Annotated in this window: 21 protein-coding genes, 2 tRNA genes and 1 pseudogene; 15 read left to right on the forward strand and 9 right to left on the reverse strand. The window is 61.6% G+C overall.

Annotation, left to right across the window (positions count from 1 at the left end; all coding sequences use genetic code 11):
• The 12 genes and pseudogenes from dnaA (at position 1) to ACNAOU_RS00060 (ending at position 13,220) form a co-directional block, all read left to right on the forward strand.
• Entirely contained in the window at positions 1-1,419 is a 1,419-nt protein-coding gene (dnaA, locus tag ACNAOU_RS00005; RefSeq protein ID WP_018778482.1) for a chromosomal replication initiator protein DnaA, read from the forward strand.
• A gap of 576 nt (positions 1,420-1,995) precedes the next feature.
• Complete coding sequence (dnaN, locus tag ACNAOU_RS00010; RefSeq protein WP_018778481.1) at positions 1,996-3,120, forward strand: DNA polymerase III subunit beta; 1,125 nt, start codon at positions 1,996-1,998, stop codon at positions 3,118-3,120.
• Positions 3,121-3,135: 15 nt separating this feature from the next.
• A pseudogene (gnd, locus tag ACNAOU_RS00015) lies at positions 3,136-4,047 on the forward strand (phosphogluconate dehydrogenase (NAD(+)-dependent, decarboxylating)); the annotation flags it as partial.
• Between the two features lie 23 nt (positions 4,048-4,070).
• On the forward strand, positions 4,071-5,264 hold the full coding sequence (gene recF, locus ACNAOU_RS00020) for a DNA replication/repair protein RecF (RefSeq protein WP_079582046.1): 1,194 nt from the start codon (positions 4,071-4,073) through the stop codon (positions 5,262-5,264).
• Positions 5,251-5,805 carry a DUF721 domain-containing protein gene (locus ACNAOU_RS00025; RefSeq protein ID WP_018778478.1) on the forward strand — a complete coding sequence of 185 codons (555 nt, stop codon included), beginning with the start codon at positions 5,251-5,253 and terminating at the stop codon, positions 5,803-5,805. The genes recF and ACNAOU_RS00025 overlap by 14 nt, the downstream gene beginning before the upstream one ends.
• 337 nt (positions 5,806-6,142) lie before the next feature.
• Positions 6,143-8,221 (forward strand): DNA topoisomerase (ATP-hydrolyzing) subunit B, encoded by a 2,079-nt coding sequence (gyrB, locus tag ACNAOU_RS00030; protein WP_018778477.1) that lies wholly within the window; start codon positions 6,143-6,145, stop codon positions 8,219-8,221.
• 63 nt (positions 8,222-8,284) lie between these two features.
• A complete protein-coding gene (gene gyrA / locus ACNAOU_RS00035) occupies positions 8,285-10,957 on the forward strand; it encodes a DNA gyrase subunit A (RefSeq protein ID WP_079582045.1) in 2,673 nt (890 codons plus the stop codon).
• Entirely contained in the window at positions 10,954-11,679 is a 726-nt protein-coding gene (locus ACNAOU_RS00040) for a DUF3566 domain-containing protein (protein ID WP_026267271.1), read from the forward strand. The genes gyrA and ACNAOU_RS00040 overlap by 4 nt, the downstream gene beginning before the upstream one ends.
• Positions 11,680-11,792: 113 nt before the next feature.
• Positions 11,793-11,866 (forward strand) — tRNA-Ile (locus ACNAOU_RS00045).
• Between the two features lie 47 nt (positions 11,867-11,913).
• On the forward strand, positions 11,914-12,033 hold the full coding sequence (locus ACNAOU_RS00050; protein WP_018778473.1) for a DLW-39 family protein: 120 nt from the start codon (positions 11,914-11,916) through the stop codon (positions 12,031-12,033).
• 71 nt (positions 12,034-12,104) lie between these two features.
• Positions 12,105-12,180: transfer RNA gene (locus tag ACNAOU_RS00055), tRNA-Ala, on the forward strand.
• A gap of 116 nt (positions 12,181-12,296) precedes the next feature.
• Positions 12,297-13,220 (forward strand): DMT family transporter, encoded by a 924-nt coding sequence (locus tag ACNAOU_RS00060; RefSeq protein ID WP_064722342.1) that lies wholly within the window; start codon positions 12,297-12,299, stop codon positions 13,218-13,220.
• A gap of 34 nt (positions 13,221-13,254) precedes the next feature.
• On the opposite strand, the gene ACNAOU_RS00065 is transcribed toward ACNAOU_RS00060, so the two are convergent.
• Positions 13,255-14,130 (reverse strand): glycosyltransferase, encoded by an 876-nt coding sequence (locus ACNAOU_RS00065; RefSeq protein WP_422757762.1) that lies wholly within the window; start codon positions 14,128-14,130, stop codon positions 13,255-13,257.
• A 128-nt stretch (positions 14,131-14,258) separates the two neighbouring features.
• Positions 14,259-15,230 carry a hypothetical protein gene (locus ACNAOU_RS00070; RefSeq protein WP_422757763.1) on the reverse strand — a complete coding sequence of 324 codons (972 nt, stop codon included), beginning with the start codon at positions 15,228-15,230 and terminating at the stop codon, positions 14,259-14,261.
• Positions 15,231-15,383: 153 nt separating this feature from the next.
• Between ACNAOU_RS00070 and ACNAOU_RS00075 the strand changes: the two genes are divergently transcribed.
• Both ACNAOU_RS00075 and ACNAOU_RS00080 read left to right on the forward strand, forming a co-directional pair.
• Entirely contained in the window at positions 15,384-15,926 is a 543-nt protein-coding gene (locus ACNAOU_RS00075; RefSeq protein WP_018778468.1) for a peptidylprolyl isomerase, read from the forward strand.
• A 20-nt stretch (positions 15,927-15,946) separates the two neighbouring features.
• A complete protein-coding gene (locus ACNAOU_RS00080; RefSeq protein ID WP_055976705.1) occupies positions 15,947-16,801 on the forward strand; it encodes a rhomboid family intramembrane serine protease in 855 nt (284 codons plus the stop codon).
• Between the two features lie 51 nt (positions 16,802-16,852).
• Here ACNAOU_RS00080 and ACNAOU_RS00085 read toward each other — a convergent pair whose 3' ends face one another.
• The 7 genes from ACNAOU_RS00085 to ACNAOU_RS00115 all read right to left on the reverse strand — a co-directional run bounded on the left by ACNAOU_RS00085 (position 16,853) and on the right by ACNAOU_RS00115 (position 21,647).
• Positions 16,853-17,473: a GyrI-like domain-containing protein gene (locus ACNAOU_RS00085; RefSeq protein ID WP_413306506.1), complete on the reverse strand. Its 621-nt coding sequence runs from the start codon at positions 17,471-17,473 to the stop codon at positions 16,853-16,855.
• A gap of 756 nt (positions 17,474-18,229) precedes the next feature.
• Positions 18,230-18,829 carry a DNA-3-methyladenine glycosylase I gene (locus ACNAOU_RS00090; RefSeq protein ID WP_018778465.1) on the reverse strand — a complete coding sequence of 200 codons (600 nt, stop codon included), beginning with the start codon at positions 18,827-18,829 and terminating at the stop codon, positions 18,230-18,232.
• Positions 18,830-18,968: 139 nt separating this feature from the next.
• A complete protein-coding gene (locus ACNAOU_RS00095; RefSeq protein ID WP_394524859.1) occupies positions 18,969-19,685 on the reverse strand; it encodes an alpha-ketoglutarate-dependent dioxygenase AlkB family protein in 717 nt (238 codons plus the stop codon).
• Positions 19,682-20,311, reverse strand: coding sequence for a methylated-DNA--[protein]-cysteine S-methyltransferase (locus ACNAOU_RS00100; RefSeq protein ID WP_018778463.1), 630 nt, complete (start codon positions 20,309-20,311; stop codon positions 19,682-19,684). Before ACNAOU_RS00100 ends, ACNAOU_RS00095 begins: the two co-directional genes overlap by 4 nt.
• Complete coding sequence (locus ACNAOU_RS00105) at positions 20,308-20,838, reverse strand: RNA polymerase sigma factor (RefSeq protein ID WP_039239002.1); 531 nt, start codon at positions 20,836-20,838, stop codon at positions 20,308-20,310. The genes ACNAOU_RS00100 and ACNAOU_RS00105 overlap by 4 nt, the downstream gene beginning before the upstream one ends.
• A complete protein-coding gene (locus ACNAOU_RS00110) occupies positions 20,838-21,347 on the reverse strand; it encodes a methylated-DNA--[protein]-cysteine S-methyltransferase (protein ID WP_422757764.1) in 510 nt (169 codons plus the stop codon). Before ACNAOU_RS00110 ends, ACNAOU_RS00105 begins: the two co-directional genes overlap by 1 nt.
• Before the next feature lie 45 nt (positions 21,348-21,392).
• Positions 21,393-21,647 carry a cell division protein CrgA gene (locus ACNAOU_RS00115; protein WP_018778460.1) on the reverse strand — a complete coding sequence of 85 codons (255 nt, stop codon included), beginning with the start codon at positions 21,645-21,647 and terminating at the stop codon, positions 21,393-21,395.
• A gap of 173 nt (positions 21,648-21,820) precedes the next feature.
• Between ACNAOU_RS00115 and ACNAOU_RS00120 the strand changes: the two genes are divergently transcribed.
• The gene (locus ACNAOU_RS00120; RefSeq protein WP_422757765.1) at positions 21,821-22,633 is read left to right on the forward strand and encodes a class E sortase; all 813 of its coding nucleotides are present in this window, start codon (positions 21,821-21,823) and stop codon (positions 22,631-22,633) included.
• The last annotated feature ends 164 nt before the right edge of the window (positions 22,634-22,797 follow it).

Genomic DNA, 22,797 nt, shown 5'->3' on the forward strand with positions numbered 1-22,797 from the left:
ATGACAGTAGACGAAGCCAACCACGCCAACACTGTCGGAAGTTCCTGGCGCAGGGTGCTAACCCTCCTGGAACAGGACGACCGGGTCACACCCCGTCAGCGTGGTTTCGTCATTCTCGCCCAGGCCCAAGGCCTTATCGGTTCAACCTTGCTGGTGGCCGTGCCCAATGAGCTAACCCGCGAAGTCCTCCAGACGCAGGTCAAGGATGCTCTGGATGACGCCTTGCGCAATGTCTTCTCCGACGACATCCGCTGTGCCATCGATGTCGACACCGATCTGGTACCCGTCCATGCCGAGCCGGAACCCGCCGTCGAGCTTTCCGCCGTTCCTGACTTCGCTGAGCCGAAGCCGCAGCCAACCCCGCCGAGCACCTCACATGAGTTCGGCCGCCTGAATCCTAAGTACATCTTCGACACTTTCGTGATCGGTTCCTCGAACCGGTTTGCCCATGCGGCCGCCGTCGCTGTCGCAGAAGCGCCGGCAAAGGCGTACAACCCGCTCTTCATCTACGGCGACTCGGGCCTTGGCAAGACGCACCTGCTGCACGCGATCGGGCACTACGCACGCAGGCTCTACAGCGGCATCCGGGTCCGCTACGTGAACTCGGAAGAATTCACGAACGACTTCATCAACTCCATCCGTGATGACGAGGGCACCAGCTTCAAGACCACGTACCGCAACGTGGATGTCCTCCTGATCGATGACATCCAGTTCCTGGCAGGCAAGGACCGGACGCAGGAAGAGTTCTTCCACACGTTCAACGCGCTGCACAACGCCAACAAGCAGGTTGTCATCACCTCGGACCAGCCACCCAAGATGCTGGCCGGCTTCGAGGACCGCATGACTTCCCGCTTCGAGTGGGGCCTTCTGACGGACATCCAGCCGCCGGAACTCGAAACGCGTATCGCCATCCTCCGCAAAAAGGGATTGAGCGAAGGCCTCTCGGCTCCCGATGATGCCTTGGAGTACATCGCGTCCAAGATCTCCAGCAACATCCGCGAACTTGAAGGCGCACTGATCCGCGTCACGGCTTTCGCCAGCCTGAACCGCCAACCGGTGGATGTCGCCCTCGCAGAGATGGTGCTCAAGGACCTGATTACCGACGACGGCGCCCAGGAGATCACGGCGAAGCAGATCCTTGACCAGACTGCTGACTACTTCAAGCTCAGCATGGAAGAGCTCTGCAGCAAGTCCCGTACCCGCACCCTGGTGACCGCACGCCAGATCGCGATGTACCTCTGCCGCGAACTGACGGATATGTCGCTCCCCAAGATCGGGCAGGAGCTCGGCGGACGTGACCACACCACGGTCATCCACGCCGATCGCAAGATCCGCGAGCTCATGGCCGAGCGTCGTGTGATCTACAACCAGGTCACAGAGCTCACCAACCGCATCAAACAGCAGCAACGCGACTCCTGAAATCCACATCGCGTCCGCCACTACATACCTTATTAACAGGCACATGTGGATAAGCCTGTGGATACTTAAGGGGACAAGCGCGGTTAATGGGCTTAAAACCCTTAAGCCGTCTGTGGATCGTTAAAAACCGGCTTTGGAGTTGTCCCCATCCACACCCTGTTTAAAACCCAGTTAACGCACAGTCCATGAACAGGGCTTGACCCCGGATCTGCGCCGCAGGATGGGGTTATCCACAGTTTCCACAGCAGTTATTAACACTACGAATCCCAAAAAATTGAAATCCCTCAAATAACAATCTCGTTCTGCCACCCACCCGACCCTCCGAAGGACATGCCAAGTTCCGGGCCACGGCCAGCCTGCGGCTGTCCACATAGGACGGGTCGGAGCAATCGGGGATGGGTTAATCGCGGATCTTCCGGCTAAGCTGTCAGCAGCGCTCCCATCCTTGGGTCTTGTTTGTAGTTCGCTGAGTGCGGACCATGCAGGTTCCGATGCCGGACTGCGAAGATTTAGCGGTTTCCAAGCAGGAATCCGCGGCTACTACATGGCAGCAGCAATGAAAGGCGGCACCCCTCCGTGAAGTTCAGAGTCGACCGCGACGTCCTGGCAGAAGCCGTTACGTGGACCGCGCGGTCGTTGTCTCCGCGGCCGCCCGTTCCTGTGCTTTCCGGCCTCCTCCTCAAAGCTGAGGCGGGAACCGTAAGCCTCTCGAGCTTCGACTACGAAACATCGGCGCGACTGGAAATCCCCGCCGATATCGCCGTCGAGGGCACCATCCTGGTTTCCGGACGCCTCCTGGCAGACATCTGCCGCAGCCTCCCCTCGGCTCCGGTCGAGGTTGAAACAGACGGAAGCAAAGTCACTCTTACCTGCCGTCGAAGCAGCTTCCACCTGGCCACAATGCCTGAGTCTGAGTACCCGGCCCTTCCTGCGCTTCCGGCCATCAGCGGCACCTTGCCCGGCGACGCTTTCGCCCAAGCCGTGTCCCAGGTCATCATCGCTGCGAGCAAGGACGACACCTTGCCGATCCTGACCGGCGTCCGCATGGAGATCGAGGATGACCTCATCACGCTCCTGGCTACGGACCGCTACCGGTTGGCCATGCGGGAAGTGCCGTGGAAGCCAGTAACTCCCGGCATCTCAACCAGCGCACTCGTGAAGTCCAAGACCCTGAACGAAGTCGCCAAAACCTTGGGCGGCAGCGGTGACATCAACCTGGCCCTCGCGGACGACGACAGCCGGCTTATTGGTTTCGAGAGCGGCGGCCGTACCACGACGTCGCTCCTGGTGGACGGCGATTACCCGAAGATCCGCTCACTTTTCCCGGACTCTACCCCGATCCACGCAACAGTCCAGACCCAGGAATTGGTGGAGGCTGTACGTCGCGTTTCCCTCGTTGCAGAGCGCAACACTCCCGTCCGCCTCGCCTTCACGCAGGGCCTGCTGAACCTCGACGCCGGCACCGGCGAAGACGCGCAGGCTTCCGAAGAGCTCGAAGCACAGTTGTCCGGCGATGACATCACCGTGGCCTTCAACCCGCACTACCTTGTTGAAGGTTTGAGCGTCATCGAGACCAAGTACGTTCGCTTCTCCTTCACCACCGCTCCCAAGCCGGCCATGATCACGGCCCAGGCTGAGGCCGACGGCGAAGACCAGGACGACTACCGCTACCTCGTGATGCCGGTCCGCCTTCCCAACTAATCGGCAAAACCCGCCCCGCTTTCGCAGAAAAGAGTTCGCACTGTGCACATCGGATTGATCGGCCTTGGAAAAATGGGTTTCAACATGCGGGAACGCATGCGGAAAGGCGGCATCGAGGTCACAGGCTTCGACCGGAATCCCGAGGTCACCGATGCCGCTTCGGTCGACGAGCTCATTGCCGCCCTTCCTACTCCGCGGCTCGTGTGGGTCATGGTTCCCTCAGGGGAGATCACTGACGCGGTTGTGACGGAACTCGGCGGGAAACTGAGCCCCGGCGATATGGTGATCGACGGCGGAAATTCACGTTTCACCGAAGACCAGAAGCACGCGGCCGCGCTGGCCGAGAAGGGCATCCGCTTCGCTGACTGCGGTGTTTCCGGCGGCGTCTGGGGTCTCCAGAACGGTTACGGCCTCATGGCTGGTGGAGCTGACGAAGACATCGAACTTGCCATGCCGGTCTTCGACGCTCTTCGTCCTGAAGGCGATCGGGCCGACAGCTTCGTCCACGTTGGCGGCGTTGGCGCCGGCCACTATGCCAAGATGGTGCACAACGGTATCGAGTACGGCTTGATGCAGGCCTATGCCGAGGGATATGAACTCCTCGCCGCAAAGGACATCGTCAAGGACCTTCCGGGAACGTTCCGCGCATGGCAAAAGGGAACGGTTGTCCGGTCCTGGCTCCTGGACCTCATGGTGAAGGCACTCGACGAAGATCCGGGGCTGGCCTCCATTGACGACTACGTCGAAGATTCCGGCGAGGGCCGCTGGACCGTGGAGGAAGCCATTGCCAATGCTGTTCCGGCACCGGCCATCACGGCTGCGCTCTTTGCACGCTTTGCTTCGCGCGAAGACAACTCACCGGCCATGAAAATGGTTTCCGCCCTGCGTCACCAGTTCGGCGGACACGCCACCCGTCCGGCCAACTAGGCCGCAGGAGTCCTGCAAACGGCGTGTACCTCGAACATCTTTCGCTGACTGATTTCCGCAGCTACGCACAGGTAGACCTGAAACTGGGTCCCGGTGTCACCGTGCTGGTGGGTTCCAACGGCATCGGCAAGACAAACCTCATGGAAGCCATCGGCTATTTGGCTACCCTGAGCTCGCACCGTGTCAGCACAGACGCGCCATTGCTTCGTTTTGGTTCAGAACGCGCATTGATCCGGGCCCGTTTGGTCCGTGGTGAGCAAGCGACGGTCATCGAGCTTGAAATCAATGCCGGGCGCGCCAACCGGGGACGCATCAACCGGGGAAACCCGGTGCGCGCACGGGACATCCTGGGCATATGCCACACGGTGCTGTTCGCGCCCGAGGACCTGGCACTGGTGAAGGGGGACCCCTCCAACCGCCGGCGCTTCCTCGATGAACTGCTGGTCAGCCTGGTACCCCGCCATGCTGCCACCCGCAGTGACTACGACCGCGTCCTGAAACAGCGGAACGCCTTGTTGAAATCGGCCCGTGCAGGCAAATTCACTGCGGGTCATGAAGCAACCCTGGATGTGTGGGACCAACACATGGCCAAGGCCGGGGCCGAACTGCTGCACGCCCGGCTGGAGTTGGTGGAGCGGTTGCGTCCGCACCTGAACAGCGCCTACGCCCAACTCACGGATGGTTCCAAGGACGCCGGGGCGGTTTACCGCTCCACCATCCAGGACATCCTGGACGACGACGGCGGTCCGGCCGACTACAGAACGGAACCTTCGCCGTCGGTTGAGGACCTCAGGCTGCTGTCCGTCGACGAACTCACCGAACGCTATGTCCAGGCCTTCGCAGCCTCGCGGAAAAAGGAACTTGAGCGGGGCATCTCGCTTGTTGGCCCGCACCGCGACGAGTTGGAACTCGTTCTGGGACAGGCTCCAGCCAAGGGCTATGCCTCCCACGGCGAAACGTGGTCCATGTGCCTGTCCTTGCGCCTCGCTTCCTACTACGTCATGTTGGACGATGCCCGGACTGGTGGAACTGCGCCGATCCTGATTCTGGACGATGTTTTTGCCGAATTGGACGTGCAGAGGCGGCGTAAACTGGCTGCAATAGTGGCCGGCGCCGAACAGGTTCTGGTGACTGCCGCCGTCGATGCCGATATCCCTGAGGAGCTGGCCGGACGGCGCGTAACCGTTGTTCCGGGAGGCATCGATGGCGAAGGATAGTCCCGAAGGACTGCAACCGGGCCGGGATCCGGACGAAATTGATGCTGCCCAGGCGGCGTTGAACCGCATGCGTGAAGCAGCCGCGGCCCGTGGTGAAGTAAGGCTGCGTGCCCCCAGGCCCGGATCTGCTCCCAAACGCAAGGGTCTGCGGGATACCCGGGGTTTTGCGCAGTTTCATGGCAGCGGCCGCGACCCCTTGGGCTTGGGCAATGTTGTGGGAAGGCTTGTGGCAGAACGCGGTTGGACTTCTCCTGTTGCCGTCGGTTCGGTCATGGCCGAATGGGAAACGTTGGTTGGGTCGGACATCTCCGCCCACTGCACCCCGGAGAGTTTCACCGACACCACGCTGCATGTCCGCTGTGACTCAACGGCATGGGCCACGCAATTGCGGTTGCTCAGTACCAGCCTCTTGGAGATGTTCCGGAATGAGCTGGGTGAAGGGGTGGTCACCAGCATCCAGGTACTGGGTCCATCAGCTCCAAGTTGGCGAAAAGGCGGGCGCAGTGTCAACGGCCGCGGCCCCCGGGATACCTACGGCTGAACGGCGTGCAGGGCGTTTCAACGCCCCCGGGTCGTATAGGCACCCATCGGGACCTCCGCAGGGCCATTGCAGATAGGGCCAGCGGCCTCCCATCGGCATATTCAGCTCTGGGCTGCCCCCGTATTTGCAAGAATTCACGGGTTTCCACGATAGAATTGGCGTAGATCACTGAGCGCCGGTGAAACGTCGTCGGCTCCCGAATCCACTCCTGTGGCTGTTGGGAACCCCGTCGTCGGAGTAATCGGCGCAATCAGTCACGTGCCCGTTGGCGGCCGCGGTTCGCCGCGGGCAGCTGCGGGAACGGCCGACATCGAGTACAGAGGAGTCGAAAGCGCCTGTGGCTAACGACAATGCAGAGACCTTGGCAGTAGAGCCCCAAGAGGAGACTGTTCCCACGCCTGATACGCCTGCGGAGGCCCCCAGGGAGTACGGTGCCAGCGACATCACCGTGCTGGAAGGCCTCGAAGCCGTGCGCAAACGCCCCGGTATGTACATCGGTTCAACCGGTCCCCGCGGCCTGCACCACTTGGTCTATGAAGTGGTGGACAACTCTGTTGACGAGGCCCTGGCCGGTTACTGCAGCCATATCGAAGTAACGCTCCGCGCTGACGGCGGTGTGCAGGTGGTCGATGATGGCCGCGGCATTCCCGTGGATATCCACCCGACCGAGGGTAAGCCCACGGTTGAAGTAGTCATGACCATCCTGCACGCTGGCGGCAAGTTCGGCGGTGGAGGGTACGCGGTTTCCGGTGGTCTGCACGGTGTCGGCATTTCGGTTGTGAACGCCCTTTCCCGTCGTGTGGACACGGAAGTGCGCCGCCAGGGCCACGTTTGGCGGATGACCTTCGCCGACGGCGGCAAGCCCCAGGGCGAACTCGTCAAGGGAGAAGAAACCGAGCGTACCGGAACGTCCCAGACGTTCTACCCCGACGGAACGATCTTCGAATCCACTGAGTTCGACTTCGAGACTCTTCGCGCACGTTTCCAGCAGATGGCCTTCCTCAACAAGGGCCTGCGGATCACGTTGACTGACGAGCGTCCGGTCAACCGCGATGGCGATGACGACCTTGACCTGGACGCAGTAGCCACCGAAGGCGAAGTTGCAGCCGAGCACCGCACGGTTGTCTACGAGTACCCGGACGGCTTGCTGGACTACGTCAAGCACCTCAACTCGAACAAGAAGGTCGAGATCGTCCACGAGGACGTCATCGCTTTCGAAACCGAGGACACTGAGCGGCACATCGCCGTCGAGGTTGCCATGCAGTGGACCACCGCTTATTCGGAAAGTGTCCACACGTACGCGAACACGATCAACACCCACGAGGGCGGAACGCACGAAGAAGGCTTCCGTGCCGCGATGACATCGCTGATCAACCGCTATGCGCGCGAGAAGAGCATCATCAAGGAAAAGGAAGACAACCTTACCGGTGATGACATCCGCGAAGGCCTGACTGCGGTGATTTCGGTAAAGCTTGCTGAACCGCAGTTCGAAGGCCAGACCAAGACCAAGCTGGGCAACTCCGAGGTCAAGGGCTTTGTCCAGCGCGTGGTTACTGACCAGCTGGGTGACTGGCTGGAACGGAACCCGGGCCCGGCCCGCGACGTTATCCGCAAGGCCATTTCAGCCGCCCAGGCCCGCATGGCCGCCCGGAAGGCGCGCGACAATGCTCGCCGAAAGAGCCCGCTTGAGTCCTTCGGTATGCCCGGTAAGCTCTCTGACTGCTCGTCGAAGGATCCTTCGCGCTGCGAGGTCTACCTCGTTGAGGGTGACTCGGCCGGCGGTTCGGCCAAGCGTGGGCGCAACCCCGAAACCCAGGCGATCCTGCCGCTGCGTGGCAAGATCCTGAATGTGGAGCGCGCACGCCTGGACAAGGCTTTGGGTAACGCTGAAGTCCAGTCCATGATCACCGCATTCGGCACGGGAATCGGCGAAGACTTCGACATCTCCAAGCTCCGCTACCACAAGATCGTGTTGATGGCCGATGCTGACGTTGACGGCCAGCACATCACCACCCTGTTGATGACGTTGCTGTTCCGCTACATGCGCCCGCTCATCGAGAACGGTTATGTGTACCTGGCCCAGCCGCCGCTGTACCGGATCAAGTGGTCCAATGCCGCGCACGACTACGTCTACAGCGATCGTGAACGCGACGAGACCATCCGCAAGGGTGCCGCCATGAACAAGCGCCTCCCCAAGGACAACGGCATCCAGCGCTACAAGGGCCTCGGTGAAATGGACTACACCGAGCTGTGGGATACCACCATGGATCCGGGTCGCCGCACGCTGCTGCAGGTAACCATGGACGACGCATTGGCAGCCGACCAGACCTTCTCCGTGTTGATGGGCGAGGACGTTGAATCACGCCGTAACTTCATCCAGCAGAACGCCAAGGACGTCAGGTTCCTCGATATCTAAGGGCCCAGCAGGGCACCTGAATATTCCAGAACCGACATATACCTGAAACGGAAACCTTAGATTATGAGTGACGAAACTCCCGAAGTCCCGGCGGAATCGAACGACGCCGAGGAAGTTGTTCTTGAGGGTGATGTGCTGACCGACCGCGTGGAGCAGGTGGACCTGCAGACAGAGATGCAGCGGTCCTACCTGGACTACGCCATGGCCGTGATCGTCGGCCGCGCCCTCCCGGACGTCCGCGACGGACTCAAGCCAGTTCACCGCCGCGTTTTGTACGCAATGTTCGACGGCGGCTACCGCCCCGACCGCTCCTTCAACAAGTGCGCCCGCGTCGTGGGCGACGTCATGGGTACCTACCACCCGCACGGTGACATGGCGATCTACGATGCCCTGGTGCGCCTGATCCAGGACTGGACCATGCGCTACCCGCTGGCACTGGGCCAGGGTAACTTCGGCTCGCCCGGCAACGACGGCGCTGCTGCACCGCGTTACACGGAAACCAAAATGGCGCAGCTGGCCATGGAGATGGTCAGGGACATCGACGAGGAAACCGTCGATTTCCAGGACAACTACGACGGCAAGAACCAGGAACCGACCATCCTGCCGGCCCGTTTCCCGAACCTGCTGGTCAATGGCTCCTCAGGCATCGCCGTCGGCATGGCAACCAATATCCCGCCGCACAACCTCCGGGAAGTTGCCGAGGGCGTCCAGTGGGCACTGGAAAACCCCACCGCCACGCGCGAAGAGTTGCTTGAAGCCCTGTTGCTGCGTATCAAGGGACCCGACTTCCCCACAGGCGCCACCATCCTGGGCCACAAGGGTATCGAGGACGCTTACCGCACTGGCCGCGGCTCCATCACGATGCGCGCGGTGGTCAACGTTGAAGAGCTCCAGGGCCGTACCTGCCTGGTAGTCACCGAGCTTCCGTACCAGGCCAACCCGGACAACCTGGCGATCAAGATCGCCGAGCTGGTCAAGGATGGCAAGATCCAGGGCATTGCCGACCTCCGCGATGAGACCTCCGGCCGCACCGGCCAGCGCTTGGTGATCGTCCTCAAGCGCGACGCCGTGGCCAAGGTGGTCCTGAACAACCTCTACAAGCACACGCAGCTGCAGGACAACTTCTCGGCGAACATGCTGGCGATTGTCGACGGCGTGCCGCGCACCTTGAGCCTGGATGCCTTCATCCGGCACTGGGTTGCCCACCAGATGGACGTCATTGCGCGCCGCACCCGTTACCGGCTGCGCAAGGCCGAGGAAGAAGCGCACATCCTGCGCGCACTCCTCAAGGCACTGGACATGCTGGATGAAGTCATCGCGTTGATCCGTGCGTCCAACACCACGGAAGCAGCCCGCGAAGGCCTGATGGAGCTGTTGGAGATCGACGAGCTCCAGGCCCGGGCCATCCTCGACATGCAGTTGCGCCGCCTGGCCGCCCTGGAGCGCCAGAAGATCCAGGACCGCCACTCCGAGCTCGAAGCGATGATCGAGGAATACAACTCGATCCTGGCTTCCGAGGAACGCCAGCGCCAGATCATCAGCGAGGAACTCGCTGAAATCGTTGCCAAGCATGGTGACGACCGGCGGACGCACATCCTGATGGGCTTCGACGGCGACATGTCCATGGAAGACCTGATTCCTGAAGAGGAAATGGTTGTCACCATCACCCGCGGCGGCTACGTCAAGCGCACCCGCAGTGACAACTACCGTTCGCAGCAGCGCGGCGGCAAGGGCATCAAGGGAGCCCAGCTGCGTGGCGACGACGTGGTTGAGCACTTCTTCGTCACCACCACCCACCACTGGCTGTTGTTCTTCACCAACTTGGGCCGCGTTTACCGCGCGAAGGCCTACGAACTTGCCGAAGCCGGTCGCGACGCCAAGGGTCAGCACGTTGCCAACCTTCTGGCCTTCCAGCCGGACGAGCACATCGCCCAGGTCCTGGACCTGAGGGATTACCAGCAGGCTCCGTACCTGGTTCTGGCCACCAAGAACGGCTTGGTCAAGAAGACGCGGCTGGAAGACTACGACACCAACCGCACCGCCGGCGTCATCGCCATTAACCTGCGCGATGGTGACGAACTGGTTTCAGCTCAGCTGGTCAGTGAAACAGACGATCTCCTGCTTGTCTCACGAAAGGGCCAGTCCATCCGCTTCACAGCAACGGATGACGCCCTGCGGCCCATGGGCCGTGCTACTTCAGGTGTTACGGGTATGAAGTTCCGTGAGGACGACGAACTGCTGGCTGCGGACGTGGTTCAAGATGGCTCGTTCGTGTTCATCGTGACCGAAGGCGGTTATGCCAAGCGGACTGCCGTGGATGAGTACCGGCTCCAGGGCCGCGGCGGTTTGGGTATCAAGGTAGCCAAGCTGGCCGAGGACCGTGGCGACCTTGTAGGCGCTTTGATCGTCCAGGAAGAAGACGAAGTCCTGGTGGTCATGGAGGGCGGCAAGGTGGTCCGTTCAGCCGTGACCGGCGTTCCCGCCAAGGGCCGCGACACCATGGGCGTCATCTTTGCCAAACCGGACAAGAATGACCGCATTATTGAAGTTGCCCGCAACAGCGAACGCGGTTTGGAAGGCGAGGAATCCGAAGACGGAGCCGACGATGACGTAACGTTGGCTGCAGAGGACGGCGCCGCTGCGGTGACCGCAACGCCCGCAACGGAAAACGACGCAGACCCGGAAAGTGAATCGGGCGCGGAGCTGAACGAAGACAATACCGGAGGTAACGAGTGAGTAATTCCGACTCATATCCCAAGCCGAGCACAGGTGTCCCCGGCGGACTCCGGCAGCCCTCGGGCAATGCACAGGCAGGAACGCCTGCACGGCCCCAGCAACGACCCGGAGCAGGAGCCACCGGTTCAGGAGCCACAGGCGCACGACCGGCGACGGGTGCCAACTCCGCTCCGCGACCTGCCGGTGCCCCCGGACAGCGTCCCGCTCAAGCCGGACAACGACCTGCCCCGGCAGGACAGCGTCCTGCGGGTGCCCCCGGGCAGCGTCCGGCCCAGCCCGGCCAGCGGCCTGCAGGGGCTCCGGGCCAGCGTCCGGCCCAGGGTGCCCCCGGCTTGGTAAAGCCCGCTCCCAAGGCGAAGGTGCGCCGTGCACGCCTCCTGGTCAGCAAGGTGGACCCGTGGTCGGTGCTCAAGATGGCGTTCCTGCTGTCCGTAGCGCTGGGCATTGTCACTGTCGTGGCTGCAATCGTTCTGTGGACTGTGCTGGACCTCACGGGAATCTTCAACCAGGTGGACAGCCTCCTGGGCACTCTCGCAGGTTCTGAAGGCGGCGGTTTCGAGCTGAAGAAGATTGCCTCGCTGGGCCAGGTTGCCTCGTTCGCCACCATCATCGCCGTGGTGAATGTTGTTCTGCTGACGGCGCTGTCCATGCTGTCGGCTGTGCTGTATAACATTTCTGCAACATTGGTTGGCGGCGTCGGCGTCACCCTGACGGACGACTAGAAGAAATCCGCGGAATTTCGCCGTTTTCGGCGGAAATCCTCCGCGAAATTGCCTCGATTTGAGATCGGGCCGGGAAGTGCTGTACAGTCATATCTCGGCCCGATGAGGCATCGGGGCGTATAGCTCAGGCGGTTAGAGCGCTTCGCTGATAACGAAGAGGTCCCAGGTTCAAGTCCTGGTACGCCCACGGAACCAAAACAGGTTCAGGTAAAACTGAGCCGGAATGAGGTACTTGTGAAGAAGTTGCTGATAGTTGTGGCAGCGGCAATCGCAGGTGTCCTGGTTTATAAAAAGAACCAGGAATCCGAAGCCCGGAAAGATGTCTGGAGCAAGTCAACCGATACGGTTGATTAGCCGAGGATCCCGGTTCTGAACTGGTAAAAGCCAGTCCGGAGATGGGGTATGATTGACGGGTTGCTTCTTATGGGGGCATGGCGCAATTGGTAGCGCACCTGCTTTGCAAGCAGGGGGTTCGGGGTTCGAGTCCCCGTGCCTCCACCATAAGGAAAGTCCCGGTCAGGAATGACCGGGACTTTCGCGTTTAACACCAGGATCCGGAATATGCTCTTGCCGGCAGCTCGAATGGACAGGGAACTCCGGCGCACTAGGGTTGGTCTGTGAACCTTCTCATCGCCGCCCTGGGAGTCCTGGGTGTTGCCTCCTCCGGACCACTGATTGCCGGGACCTTGGGCGCCACCTCGGTGACTGCACTGGCCATCGCCTTCTGGCGGAACGCCATCGGGGCTGTGGTGATGGCGGCGCCTGTAGCTATCCGGGAGCCGAGAGCGTTCGGCAGGATCACCCGGCGTGAGTTCGGCTGGTCGACGGTGGCCGCCGTCGCATTGGCATTCCACTTCGCGTGCTTCATCACCGCACTCCAGTTGACGTCCGTTGCGGCGGCGACTGCTCTGGTCTGCCTGCAGTCAGCGTGGATCGCGGTGTTCCAGATGTTCCGTGGTACCCGCCACCGCTGGCCTGTCCTGGCCGGCCTTGGCATCGCCTTCGTGGGCGTTGTGGCGATCACGGGATTCGATATGGGTTCTTCCCCCGAAGCACTGCTCGGAGATCTCCTGGCCGTCGCTGGCGGGGCCCTGGCAGGTCTCTACACCCTGGCGGGCGGCAAAGCCCGGCAGTCCATGGCAACGGGAACCTACACCACGCTCTGTTACGGCATGTGCGCGGCCCTCGTGGCATTGATGGCGCTGGTCAGTGGGCAGCCGTTGTCAGGATTCGACGCCGGCGGCTGGCTGGGCATCATCGCCATCACCGTTTGTGCGCAGTTGGTGGGCCATACGGCCTTCAATCACTTGCTGGCAACGATGAGTCCCCTGCTGGTATCCATGATCATCCTGCTGGAGATCCCAGGGGCAGCCATTCTGGCAGCCATCTTCCTCAACGAAACATTGCCGCCCGGTATCTACGGCGGACTGGGACTTATACTCGCCGGCCTGGCCGTTGTGGTGGCCGGACAGAGGCGCAAGCGCCCGGGAACGGACCGCCCGGAAGCTGACCGGCGGGAAGCCGAGCTAGGCACTGACTGAAGTGCCGGCGTCGTACGTCGACGGCTTACAGGCGTTACAGACCGCCGCGGCGGACGCCCTGAGCCGAATTGGCTGTGTGGATGGCCCGCAGCAATTTGGCGGGGAAATACACGGAGAAGAACACCACCATGGGGGCTTTCAGGGCCATCTTTTTGACGTTATGCGCCTTATAGGTCCGGTCAAAGCGTTGGACGTAGTAGCGGTAGTCCCTCGGTGAGTCTTCCAGCCTGCGCGCGGACATGCCGGAGATCATCTGGGGCACGTACTGGACTTTGAGGTCGTGCTCAAAAAGGTGCAGCGAGAGGTCGATGTCCTCGTGCATCTCATCCTTCTCATCGAGGCATGCCTCGTCGCGGATGGTTTCCCAGGCAGTCCGGCGAAGGGCCATGTTGGAGCCGAACAGGAAATGGTACTGGTGCTTGGCCAGGCGCAGCATGAGTTGGCGCATCTTGTCATCGGCCTTGAGCCCGAACCGGCGCATGGGCATGTCGTAGTACACCACCGGCCCCGTGGCAGCGGCCACGGACTTGTCAGTGAACGCCTTCTGGACCTGCTCAACCCAATCCGGTTCCAGGACAGAGTCGGCATCGATGCGGCCCACGACGTCCCCCGTAGCGCTGTTCAGGCCGTGGTTGCGTGTGGGGATGAGACCCTGCGTTGCGTCCTGCCGCAGGAGAATGATGGGGCTCTCGGGGTATTCCTGCTGCATCTGCCGCACAATCCGTGCTGTCCGGTCCGTGGACATGTTGTCCACCACGATTATCTCGTCAGCAGGGACAGACTGGTAGATGGCAGCGATGAGGCACTGGCGAATGACGCTTTCTTCGTTATACGCCGGGATGACGATGGAGACCCCGGGGGGTTCCGGGGCATCCTGGAGGGCACCCGTCAAGGGGCTATCGGCTGACATCTCTCCAAATCTAACACCCGCATCCTCGCCTAGCCGGAGGCTTTGGTTACAAGCCGGCAAACACTGGAGGGACCCCGGCTGCTGCCGAAGTCCCTCCAGTATTGAAGCGGTGCCTATCTGAAAAGCACTTAGCTGTTTGTACCCTTGGCGTCAGCCCCGGTGCCTTCGGTGTCCTTGTTCAAGCTGGCCGCGATGTTCTTCACGGCCGTCTTGGCGTCGGTTGCCACCTTGGCGGTGGAGTCCTCGACGTTCTTGAAGGCGTCCTTGGTGGCCTGCTCGGCCTCGGCTGCTGCATCTTCCGGGGTGATGTCCGTTGCACCCGGCTTGGCAGCTTCCGCAGCCGTTGCCGATGCTGCGGTGTTCGCGGGAGCCGGTGCCGGGGCGGCCGGAACCGGAGCCGGCGTGGGGGTGACCGGAGAAGGCGTCTTCCACGGATCCTCAACCGGCTTGGAAGCCTTCCAGGCGGCAACACCGGCGGCCGCAGCTGCGGCAATGACGGTGAAGATCAGCCATCCACGTTTCTTGGGCTTCGGTTCCTTGCCCAACTTCGTGGAGACGGCCTTGGTGGCCTCGTCAGCCACGGCCTTGATCTGCTTGCCGGTAGCGTGTGCCTGCTCCTGGACGCTGTGCACCACGCCTGAATCAACAAGCTTCTGCGCAACCGCGTCAACCTGTGCGGGGGCGTTCTCCAAAACGTGGTGAACGGCTACAGAGGCCTGGCCCAACTGTTCAGAGAGCTTGGGCAGGTACTCGTCCACGACTTTGTCCCGCGCAATACCCAGAGCCGGAGTGGCCTTGTTGAGCGTCTCCTGGATCCGGGGTGTTGCGTCCTCTACGACGTCGTGGATCTTCGGCGCGAGGTGCGCCAGCCCATCCTGGATCCGCGGCGTTACAACTGCCACGCCGTCGGCAAGGTTGTGCGCGGCGGACTTCAGCCCCTCTTGGATCCTGGGGGAAGCGGTGTCAATGCCGTGCTGGATGCGCGGAACAGCCCAATTGACGGCTGCTTCCACACGGGGCGCAGCCCAGTCGCGTGCGTTATCCACACCAACCGCAACGGATTGTTCGAGTTCGCGGGCAATACGGTCTGTTTTCTTCACAACTACCTCCCGATACACGTGCTCGTTTGTTGCTAGCCTACGTCGCTTGGGGAACACCGGCTATTCATCTGCCGGATTCGACCCGGATTTCACCGAGCGCGGAACCGGCTTTACAACTGCAACGGCGTTGACCCTGCATGGAAGAATGGCCCTATGACCATTGCAACTGCAAAAGCAACGATCCACACTACCCTCGGCGACATCAAGGTTGACCTCTTCGGCAACCACGCGCCCAAGACCGTAGCCAACTTCATTGGCCTGGCTACCGGCGAAAAGTCCTGGAACCACCCCGAGACGGGCGAGGACAAGACCGGAACTCCCCTGTACAACGGCACGATCTTCCACCGGATCATCAAGGATTTCATGATCCAGGGCGGCGATCCCCTGGGCCGCGGCGTCGGTGGCCCCGGCTACCAGTTCGATGACGAGATCCACCCGGAACTGACCTTCAACGCTCCGTACAAGCTGGCCATGGCAAACGCCGGCATCCAGATGGGCAAGGGCACCAACGGGTCACAGTTCTTCATCACCACGGTCAACACCGACTGGCTGTTCGGCAAGCACAGCATCTTCGGTGAAGTCACGGATGAGGAATCCCGCAAGGTTGTCGACGCCATTGAGGCTGTCCGCACCGGCATGGGCGACCGCCCTGTTGAGGACGTCGTCATCAACAGCATCGACATCGAACAGCTCTAGTCATTCACTGAGCTGAATCCATGAGTTACGGAATCCCGTCGGCAGAGCCGTCCGCTGATATTCCGGTGTGCCCGCGGCACCCGGACAGGCCCTCCTATGTGCGGTGCCAGCGCTGCGGGCGCCCCGCGTGCCCCGAGTGCCAGCGGACGGCCGCCGTCGGGTTCCAATGCGTTGACTGCGTCAACGAACAAAAACGTACGACGCCGGCGTACCGGTCCCCGTATGGCGGGGCCCTGGCTGTCGGCCGTCCTTTGGTGACGTTCACGATCATCGGGCTTTGCGTGCTGGTGTACATCCTTCAGTGGATTGTCCCCGGCGACCTGATTTTCCAGGACTTCGCGTTCGCGAATGCTTTTGCGGCCACGGAACCTTGGCGGATGTTGACCGCAGCGTTCCTGCACTCCCAGGGATTCCTGCTCCACATAGTCCTGAACATGTATACGCTGTGGATCTTCGGACAAGCCCTCGAGCCACTGCTCGGGCGGATCCGCTTCCTGGCTGTCTATCTCTTGTCTGCTGTCGGTGGCTCGATTGGCTATCTCCTGCTGACCCCTGACTACCCTCTGTCCGGCGTCGTCGGTGCCTCCGGTGCCATCTTCGGCCTCTTCGGGGCCATGCTGGTGGTTCAACGGCACCGCGGCGGCGACACCCGGCAACTTTGGATCCTGATCGCCATCAACGGCGCTATCGGATTCTTTGTCCCCAACATTGCCTGGCAGGCCCACCTGGGCGGGCTGATTACCGGTGGCCTGGCCGCAGCAGCCATCGCCTACGCGCCCCGGGGCAAGAACCAGGCCCTGCTCCAAGCCGGCGGCCTGGTCCTCGTGGCCGGCTTGCTGGCCGTGGTGACCTGGTTCCGCATTACTGCCGGCTAGCCGGCTGCCCGTTGCTTGGACTGGCCCCCACGCTCGCTGCTTTTCCGACCTTCAGTCCGCCGTGCGCACGACTGGCTGCCTCAGGATTGTCCTGAGCCTGTCCGGGGCAGTACGCCGGGGATCACCGAGGTAGATCTCATGGTGCCTCCCCGCCATGGCCAGTGAATGCTCCGGTATGAACCTGTTGTGCATCTCATCCAGTACGGGGCCTTCGTCGTCGTAGGGGCCAACGTGAAGTGTCTGCACGCTCAAACCCTCTTCCAACGATTCCAGACGGAGTGCATCTACGGCAGGAGCCGCTCCCTTGTCGGCGACCGACCTGCACGCTGCCTCCATGTGTTCCTGTGTAAGCCACTCGGGAACCATGTTCATCAACGTCCATGACCAGAGTGATTTGTCCCGGACGCTGGTGAAGGAATCCATGTCTTCGGCCCACCACAGGGCCTCCAGCGGCATGACACCATAATCACGCGCGAGCTCGCCCTTGCTGAAGAACTTCAGTTTGTAGGCGACCGGATAAAGGGTCGACAACGCGTCCTTGTACGCCTGGGCAGTGTTGGGGTCACCCTTGCCATCGATCATCAGGTACTGCATGGGCGGGACGGTAAGCAGGGAAAACCGTCCCTTGGTCGCACTGTAGGCAGGTATCAGTTTCTTGAGGTCGGTCTTCATGGAACCCACGCTAAGCCCACAGGCCAGGGCGTCCCACCCTGCGGCACCTGTGTTATCCACAAGCGTTATCCACACTGTGAGTAACTTACACACGTGTAGTTATCGTGTTAGGCCCTCGTTGCAGCCCCTGAAGCGCTAGATATCCCCCGAAAGGCATGGATTTCTCCACACCTGTGGATAACTATGTCCCCACCAGCCCAGAATTTGTGGACAAACAAGGCTAATTTGGGATGTCTGTGGATAAGCCTGTTAATTGCGTTGCGTGGAAGCGGCTATCAACAGGCTTATCAACAATGTTAATAACTTACACACGTGTAGTTCAGTCCGGCTTAGGGCCACTGAGGCCCGGCACGACAGCGATCCCTTTGCTGAAACCCACATGTTTTCCCCATCTGTGGATAACTTGTGGGTAGGGGGTTGTTGTTAAGTGGGTAACCGGCACGGACTCGGAAGATGCGAGGCGAGAGTCGACCGGGGCCTCCGGTGCCTCAAGGTAGTGGCCGGATTATTCCGCCAAGACGAACCAGGCAATCCTGCGACGTTGAATTTTCGGTGAAGCTTGGACCACTATCCACAGCTCGATGCACAGTGGGCATAAGTCGCAGCATGGGCCGTTTAGCCCCTCCAGACGCGGTGTGGCACCGATTTTGGACCTAAGTACGTGGATGTCCACAGAAGTTATCCACCCTTGTGGATAAAGTTACGCACTTCTGTGGACAGCGGCTCAGCCGCCCACAGCGAAGGTGGACGCTTCCCCTAGGTCCACACTCCAGACGTGCCGCGCCGGTGGCTGTCCACCAAATGGGTATCGATGATGCCCACTGCTTCCATCAGGGCGTACATGGTGGTGGGTCCCACGAAAGCGAAACCCTTCTTCCTCAGGGCCTTGGAGAGGGCGATTGACTCCGGCGAAGTTGTGGGGATTTCCGCCAGCGTGCGGGGAGCGGGTGTGCTGTCCGGCTGGAAGGACCAGACGAATTCCACCAGCCCGCCCTCCTCACGCAAGGCAATGGTGGCTTTGGCGTTCGTGATCGCGGCGTGGATCTTCAGGCGGTTCCGGACTATCCCGGCGTCGAGCATCAGGCGCTCCACGTCGGATTCCGTGAAGGCGGCCACGCTTTCCGGGTGGAAGTCCAGGAACGCCTCTCTGAAGGCCTCGCGCTTCCGGAGGATGGTGGCCCAGGAGAGGCCGGCCTGGAACGCCTCGAGGCTGATGCGTTCGTACATGCCCTGTTCATCGCGCACGGGCATGCCCCACTCGTGATCGTAGTAGGCCTGCATGAGCGGGTCCGAGGCAGCCCATGAGGGACGAGCCAAGCCGTCCGGTCCGATGATGGTGCCGTTATCCGGGGTCATGCGCACTCCTCCGCAACCATGCCGGCCCAGCGGCCGGCATGCATTTAACTGCCGGGGATATTCTTCCCGGCACCTGTGACATTAACAGCTGTCACGTCGACAGCCTGGTAGCACGGAGCCGGTTTCCACGGGTCCGGTCTTACGACAGACCCGTGACACGCATGGTGATATTGATCCGTCCACGATCGAGGCCGCAGCCCTCAGGAGCCGTATCCGGAAGGACCTTGGGGATGCCGTGATAGGCGAACCGGGAGGGCCCGCCGAATACGAACAGATCGCCCGAACGGAGTTCCAGATCGGTGTAGGGCTTGGTCCGTGACTCGGTGTTGCCGAAACGGAAGATACACGTGTCTCCGATGCTGAGGGACACCACCGGAGCGTTGGAATGCTCGTCCTTGTCCTGGTGCATGCCCATGGCGGCTCCATCGCCGTAGTAATTCACCAGGGCGGCATCCGGTGCGTAGTCCCGGGACAGGCCAATCAAGGATTCATCGACTCCAAGGTCCGGGGAATACGCGGCAGCAACGGCCTGCTTCCCCAGGCGGACCATCCACTCAGGAAAATCGAGGACGGGTTGGCCGTTCACGTCGGTCGCCGTCCGTGAATAGCGGTACGGCTGCCAATGCCATCCCAGGCAAACCGTGCGGACGGACATCTGATGCCCTCCCGGCAGAGTTGCAGCCCGCAAGGGAACGGGCCCCTGGGTCCATTCACCAAAACGCCCGACGATCCATCGTTGCTGCTCCAGGGTCAGCCAACCGGGGACGTGAACCGCACCCGGCCGCACCAGGCGTGGACCGGCGTCGTGGTTTTCCGGTTGAACCAGCTCCAGCGGGAACAGGGCGTCGTCGCTCACGCCGCGGCCTCCAGCGTGAGCAACGCGCGTTTGGCTTCAGGACCTCCAAGGTAGCCACCGAAGCTGCCGTCGGATTTGACCACCCGATGGCAGGGAACGATCACGGGAAGCGGGTTGGTGGCACAGGCGGTGCCCACGGCACGGACGGCGTTGGGGCTGCCGGCCGCCTGGGCCACCTGTGCATAACTCGCCGTGTTGCCGTAAGGAATCCGGGGCAGGTGACGGAGGACGTTGAGCCGGAAACCGCGGGATAACCGGAAATCGAGGATGAGGTCGAAGTCGCGGCGTGTACCGGCGAAATACTCTTCGAGTTCCCGGGCAGCGTCGTCGAGGCGCGTGGGCGCTTCCAGAATGCGCGGGCTGACCGTGTCCGCCAGCAACTGCAGGACGGAGTCATGGTTTTCCAATTCGAAGGCTACCCGGATGATTCCGCGGTCCGTGGCTGCCAAGAGGAGCTTCCCCACCGGTGAATCGACGGTTCGGTAGGCGATGTCCAGGGTGTGGGTCAGTTGTGCGTCGAGGGCCAGGCGGGCATGGAGGTCCGCGAGGGCGGGCCCAAGGGCAACGTCCAGTGGTTCCAGGAGTGACAACACCTCGGTGTGCCCGGGGCTGGGGTCGAGGGTCATTGCACTTCACCTTTCGACGATGAATGGACCAGCGGAACGGGGGTGTGGACGGCTGCCCGGAGCGCCTTCACGCCATCTGCTCCGGCCCGGCGTGCGGCCTCCGGGGAACTGCCCAGAAGGGCGCCGATCTCTTTGTAAGGCAGCCCGGCGAGGTAGTGGTACGCCACGGCCTGGCGCTGCTTCGAGGGCAACTTGGCGACGGCGTCGAGAAGCTCGGTGTCCCGTTCACCCGGAAGGCCCAGGCGGGTTGGTTGTTCCGGCGGTTGTTCCACAGGTAATGCCCGGCGCGCACCGGCCCGCAGATGGTCAATGCACTTCCGGTGGGCGATGGTCACCAGCCAGGCTTCCACGTTGGCCCCCACGGGAAGATCGGGATAGGCCTGGAGAGCCGCCAGGAACGTGTCCGACCAGGCGTCGTCGGCATCGTGGACGCCGAGAATTGCACGGCAAACACGAAGCACCGTAGCCCCGCGTTCCCGAACAACTGCTTCGAACGGTTTCTTGCTGGCCGCCTGTCCGTTTTCCATCAGAAGAGCTTGCCCTCTCTTACGGAATCCGGTTCTTCCAGTTCCAGGAGGAAGCGCTTGTTGCGAAGCCCGCCGGCATAGCCGGTCAGTTGCCCCTTCCGGCCCACTACCCGGTGGCAGGGGATGATGATGCTGATGGGATTACGGCCGACAGCCGAACCAACTGCCTGCGCCAGGTGGGGATCACCCAGTTCCTGGGCCAATTCCCCATAGCTGACCGTTTCCCCGAAAGGAATGGTCTCGAGGCGTGCCCAGACCTTCTCCTGGAAGGGATTTCCGCGTGCCTCGAACGGCACGTTGAATTCGGTGCGGTGACCGGCTAGGTATTCGGAGAGCTCGCTCCGGGTGCGGGAGAACACCGGGTCCTCGATGGTGGTGGGCTCTCCGAAATAGTCGGGCGGAGGCATATGCCAGTGGCCTTCGTAAAATAGGCCCGTCAAAAACTCCCCGCGGGCTGTCAGCGTCAACTGACCCAACGGGGAGTCCAACGTGGTGTGCCGGTTGCTCATATCCTGTAGACGCCAGCAAGCACTGGAATGTGAGGTCCGGAATTCCTAGGAGCGCCAGCGCGTGGTCATGAGGAACCCGACAATTGCAATGCCGAAGCCGGCCACGATGTTCCAGGATGCCCAGTCGCGGACCGGGAACTGCCCTTCAGTGATGTAGAAGGTGATGATCCACAGGAGGCCGAGGATCATCAATCCAAACATGACGGCCTTGTACCAAACCGGGTTGGGCTTGTACTGCTGCGTGGCCGAAGTCTGTGGGGCCTGGCGGGCAGGCCGCTTGCGGGGCTTGGACTCGGGCACGGATCCTCCTGGACTGTTCGGTTGATACCCGTCCCTGCCGGCCTTGATATCCTGCAGGAAGGAAATTTCCAGCGGTTAACGGCCACACGGCGTTCCGGGTTGGTTCTAGCTGTCAAGTCTAGCCGCAACTCGGGATACGCCCGCGACGCCCGCGCCCTATATGAGGAGACCCTGTGGCGCACCAGCAGACGACGGCGGCATCAGCCGTGCCGTCCGCCAGCCCGGGGCAGGAACGGCGGCCCCGAAAGCGTCGACGGGCCTCGGATGTTATCCGTAAAATCAGCCAGATCTTCGGCGAACTCCTCATCACAGCCGGGATAGTCCTGCTGCTGTTCGTTGGCTGGGAATTGTGGTGGACAAACGTGGAAGCCGATGCCAAGCAAACGGAAGCGGTGAAGAGCTTCGCCCAGGAATTCACCGGCCCGGTAGCTCCGGCGGCGCCGGTGGGTCCGGTGGACTATGGCCCTCCCGTGGTGGGCAAGGCGCCCGGCAACGGCGGAACCATCGGGATCATGTACATCCCCCGCTTCGGCCAGGACTACACCCGCCCCATCATTGAAGGCACGGGCTCGGACGTCCTGGACACCTTGGGATTGGGCCACTACGGAACCACCAGCATGCCTGGAGCTCCCGGCAATTTTGCGGTGGCCGGCCACAGGCAAACACACGGTGCGGTCCTGGACAACATCCACACGTTGGTTCCCGGTGACAAGATCTACGTCCAAACCGCGGATGGCTACTACACCTACGTGTTCCGCAACAATCAGATTGTCCTGCCGGACCGTACCGACGTGCTGATGCCCGTGCCTACCCAACCGGGGGCAACCCCCACGGAAAGTTTCCTCACCATGACCAGCTGCAATCCCCGCTTTGGTGCACAGGAACGCATCATCGCGTACTCAGTGCTGGATGGTTGGCAACCTGCCTCGGCAGGGCCGCCGTCGGAAATAGCCGTCCAAGTAGCCCGCGCCCACGGAAAGGGGTAGCAGATGTACGCATGGATTTTCCGGAACTTGCCCGGTCCGCTGTGGGTACGGATCCTGACCTCACTGGTACTGGTGGGTGTGGCCCTTGTCTTGATGGTCGAGTTCCTCTTCCCCTGGTTTTCCCAATTCACCACATTGACTGACTCAACGATTGGTTTAGTGCA

The sequence above is a fragment of the Paenarthrobacter sp. C1 genome (assembly GCF_049315185.1).
GTDB classification, from domain to species: Bacteria; Actinomycetota; Actinomycetes; order Actinomycetales; family Micrococcaceae; genus Arthrobacter; species Arthrobacter nicotinovorans.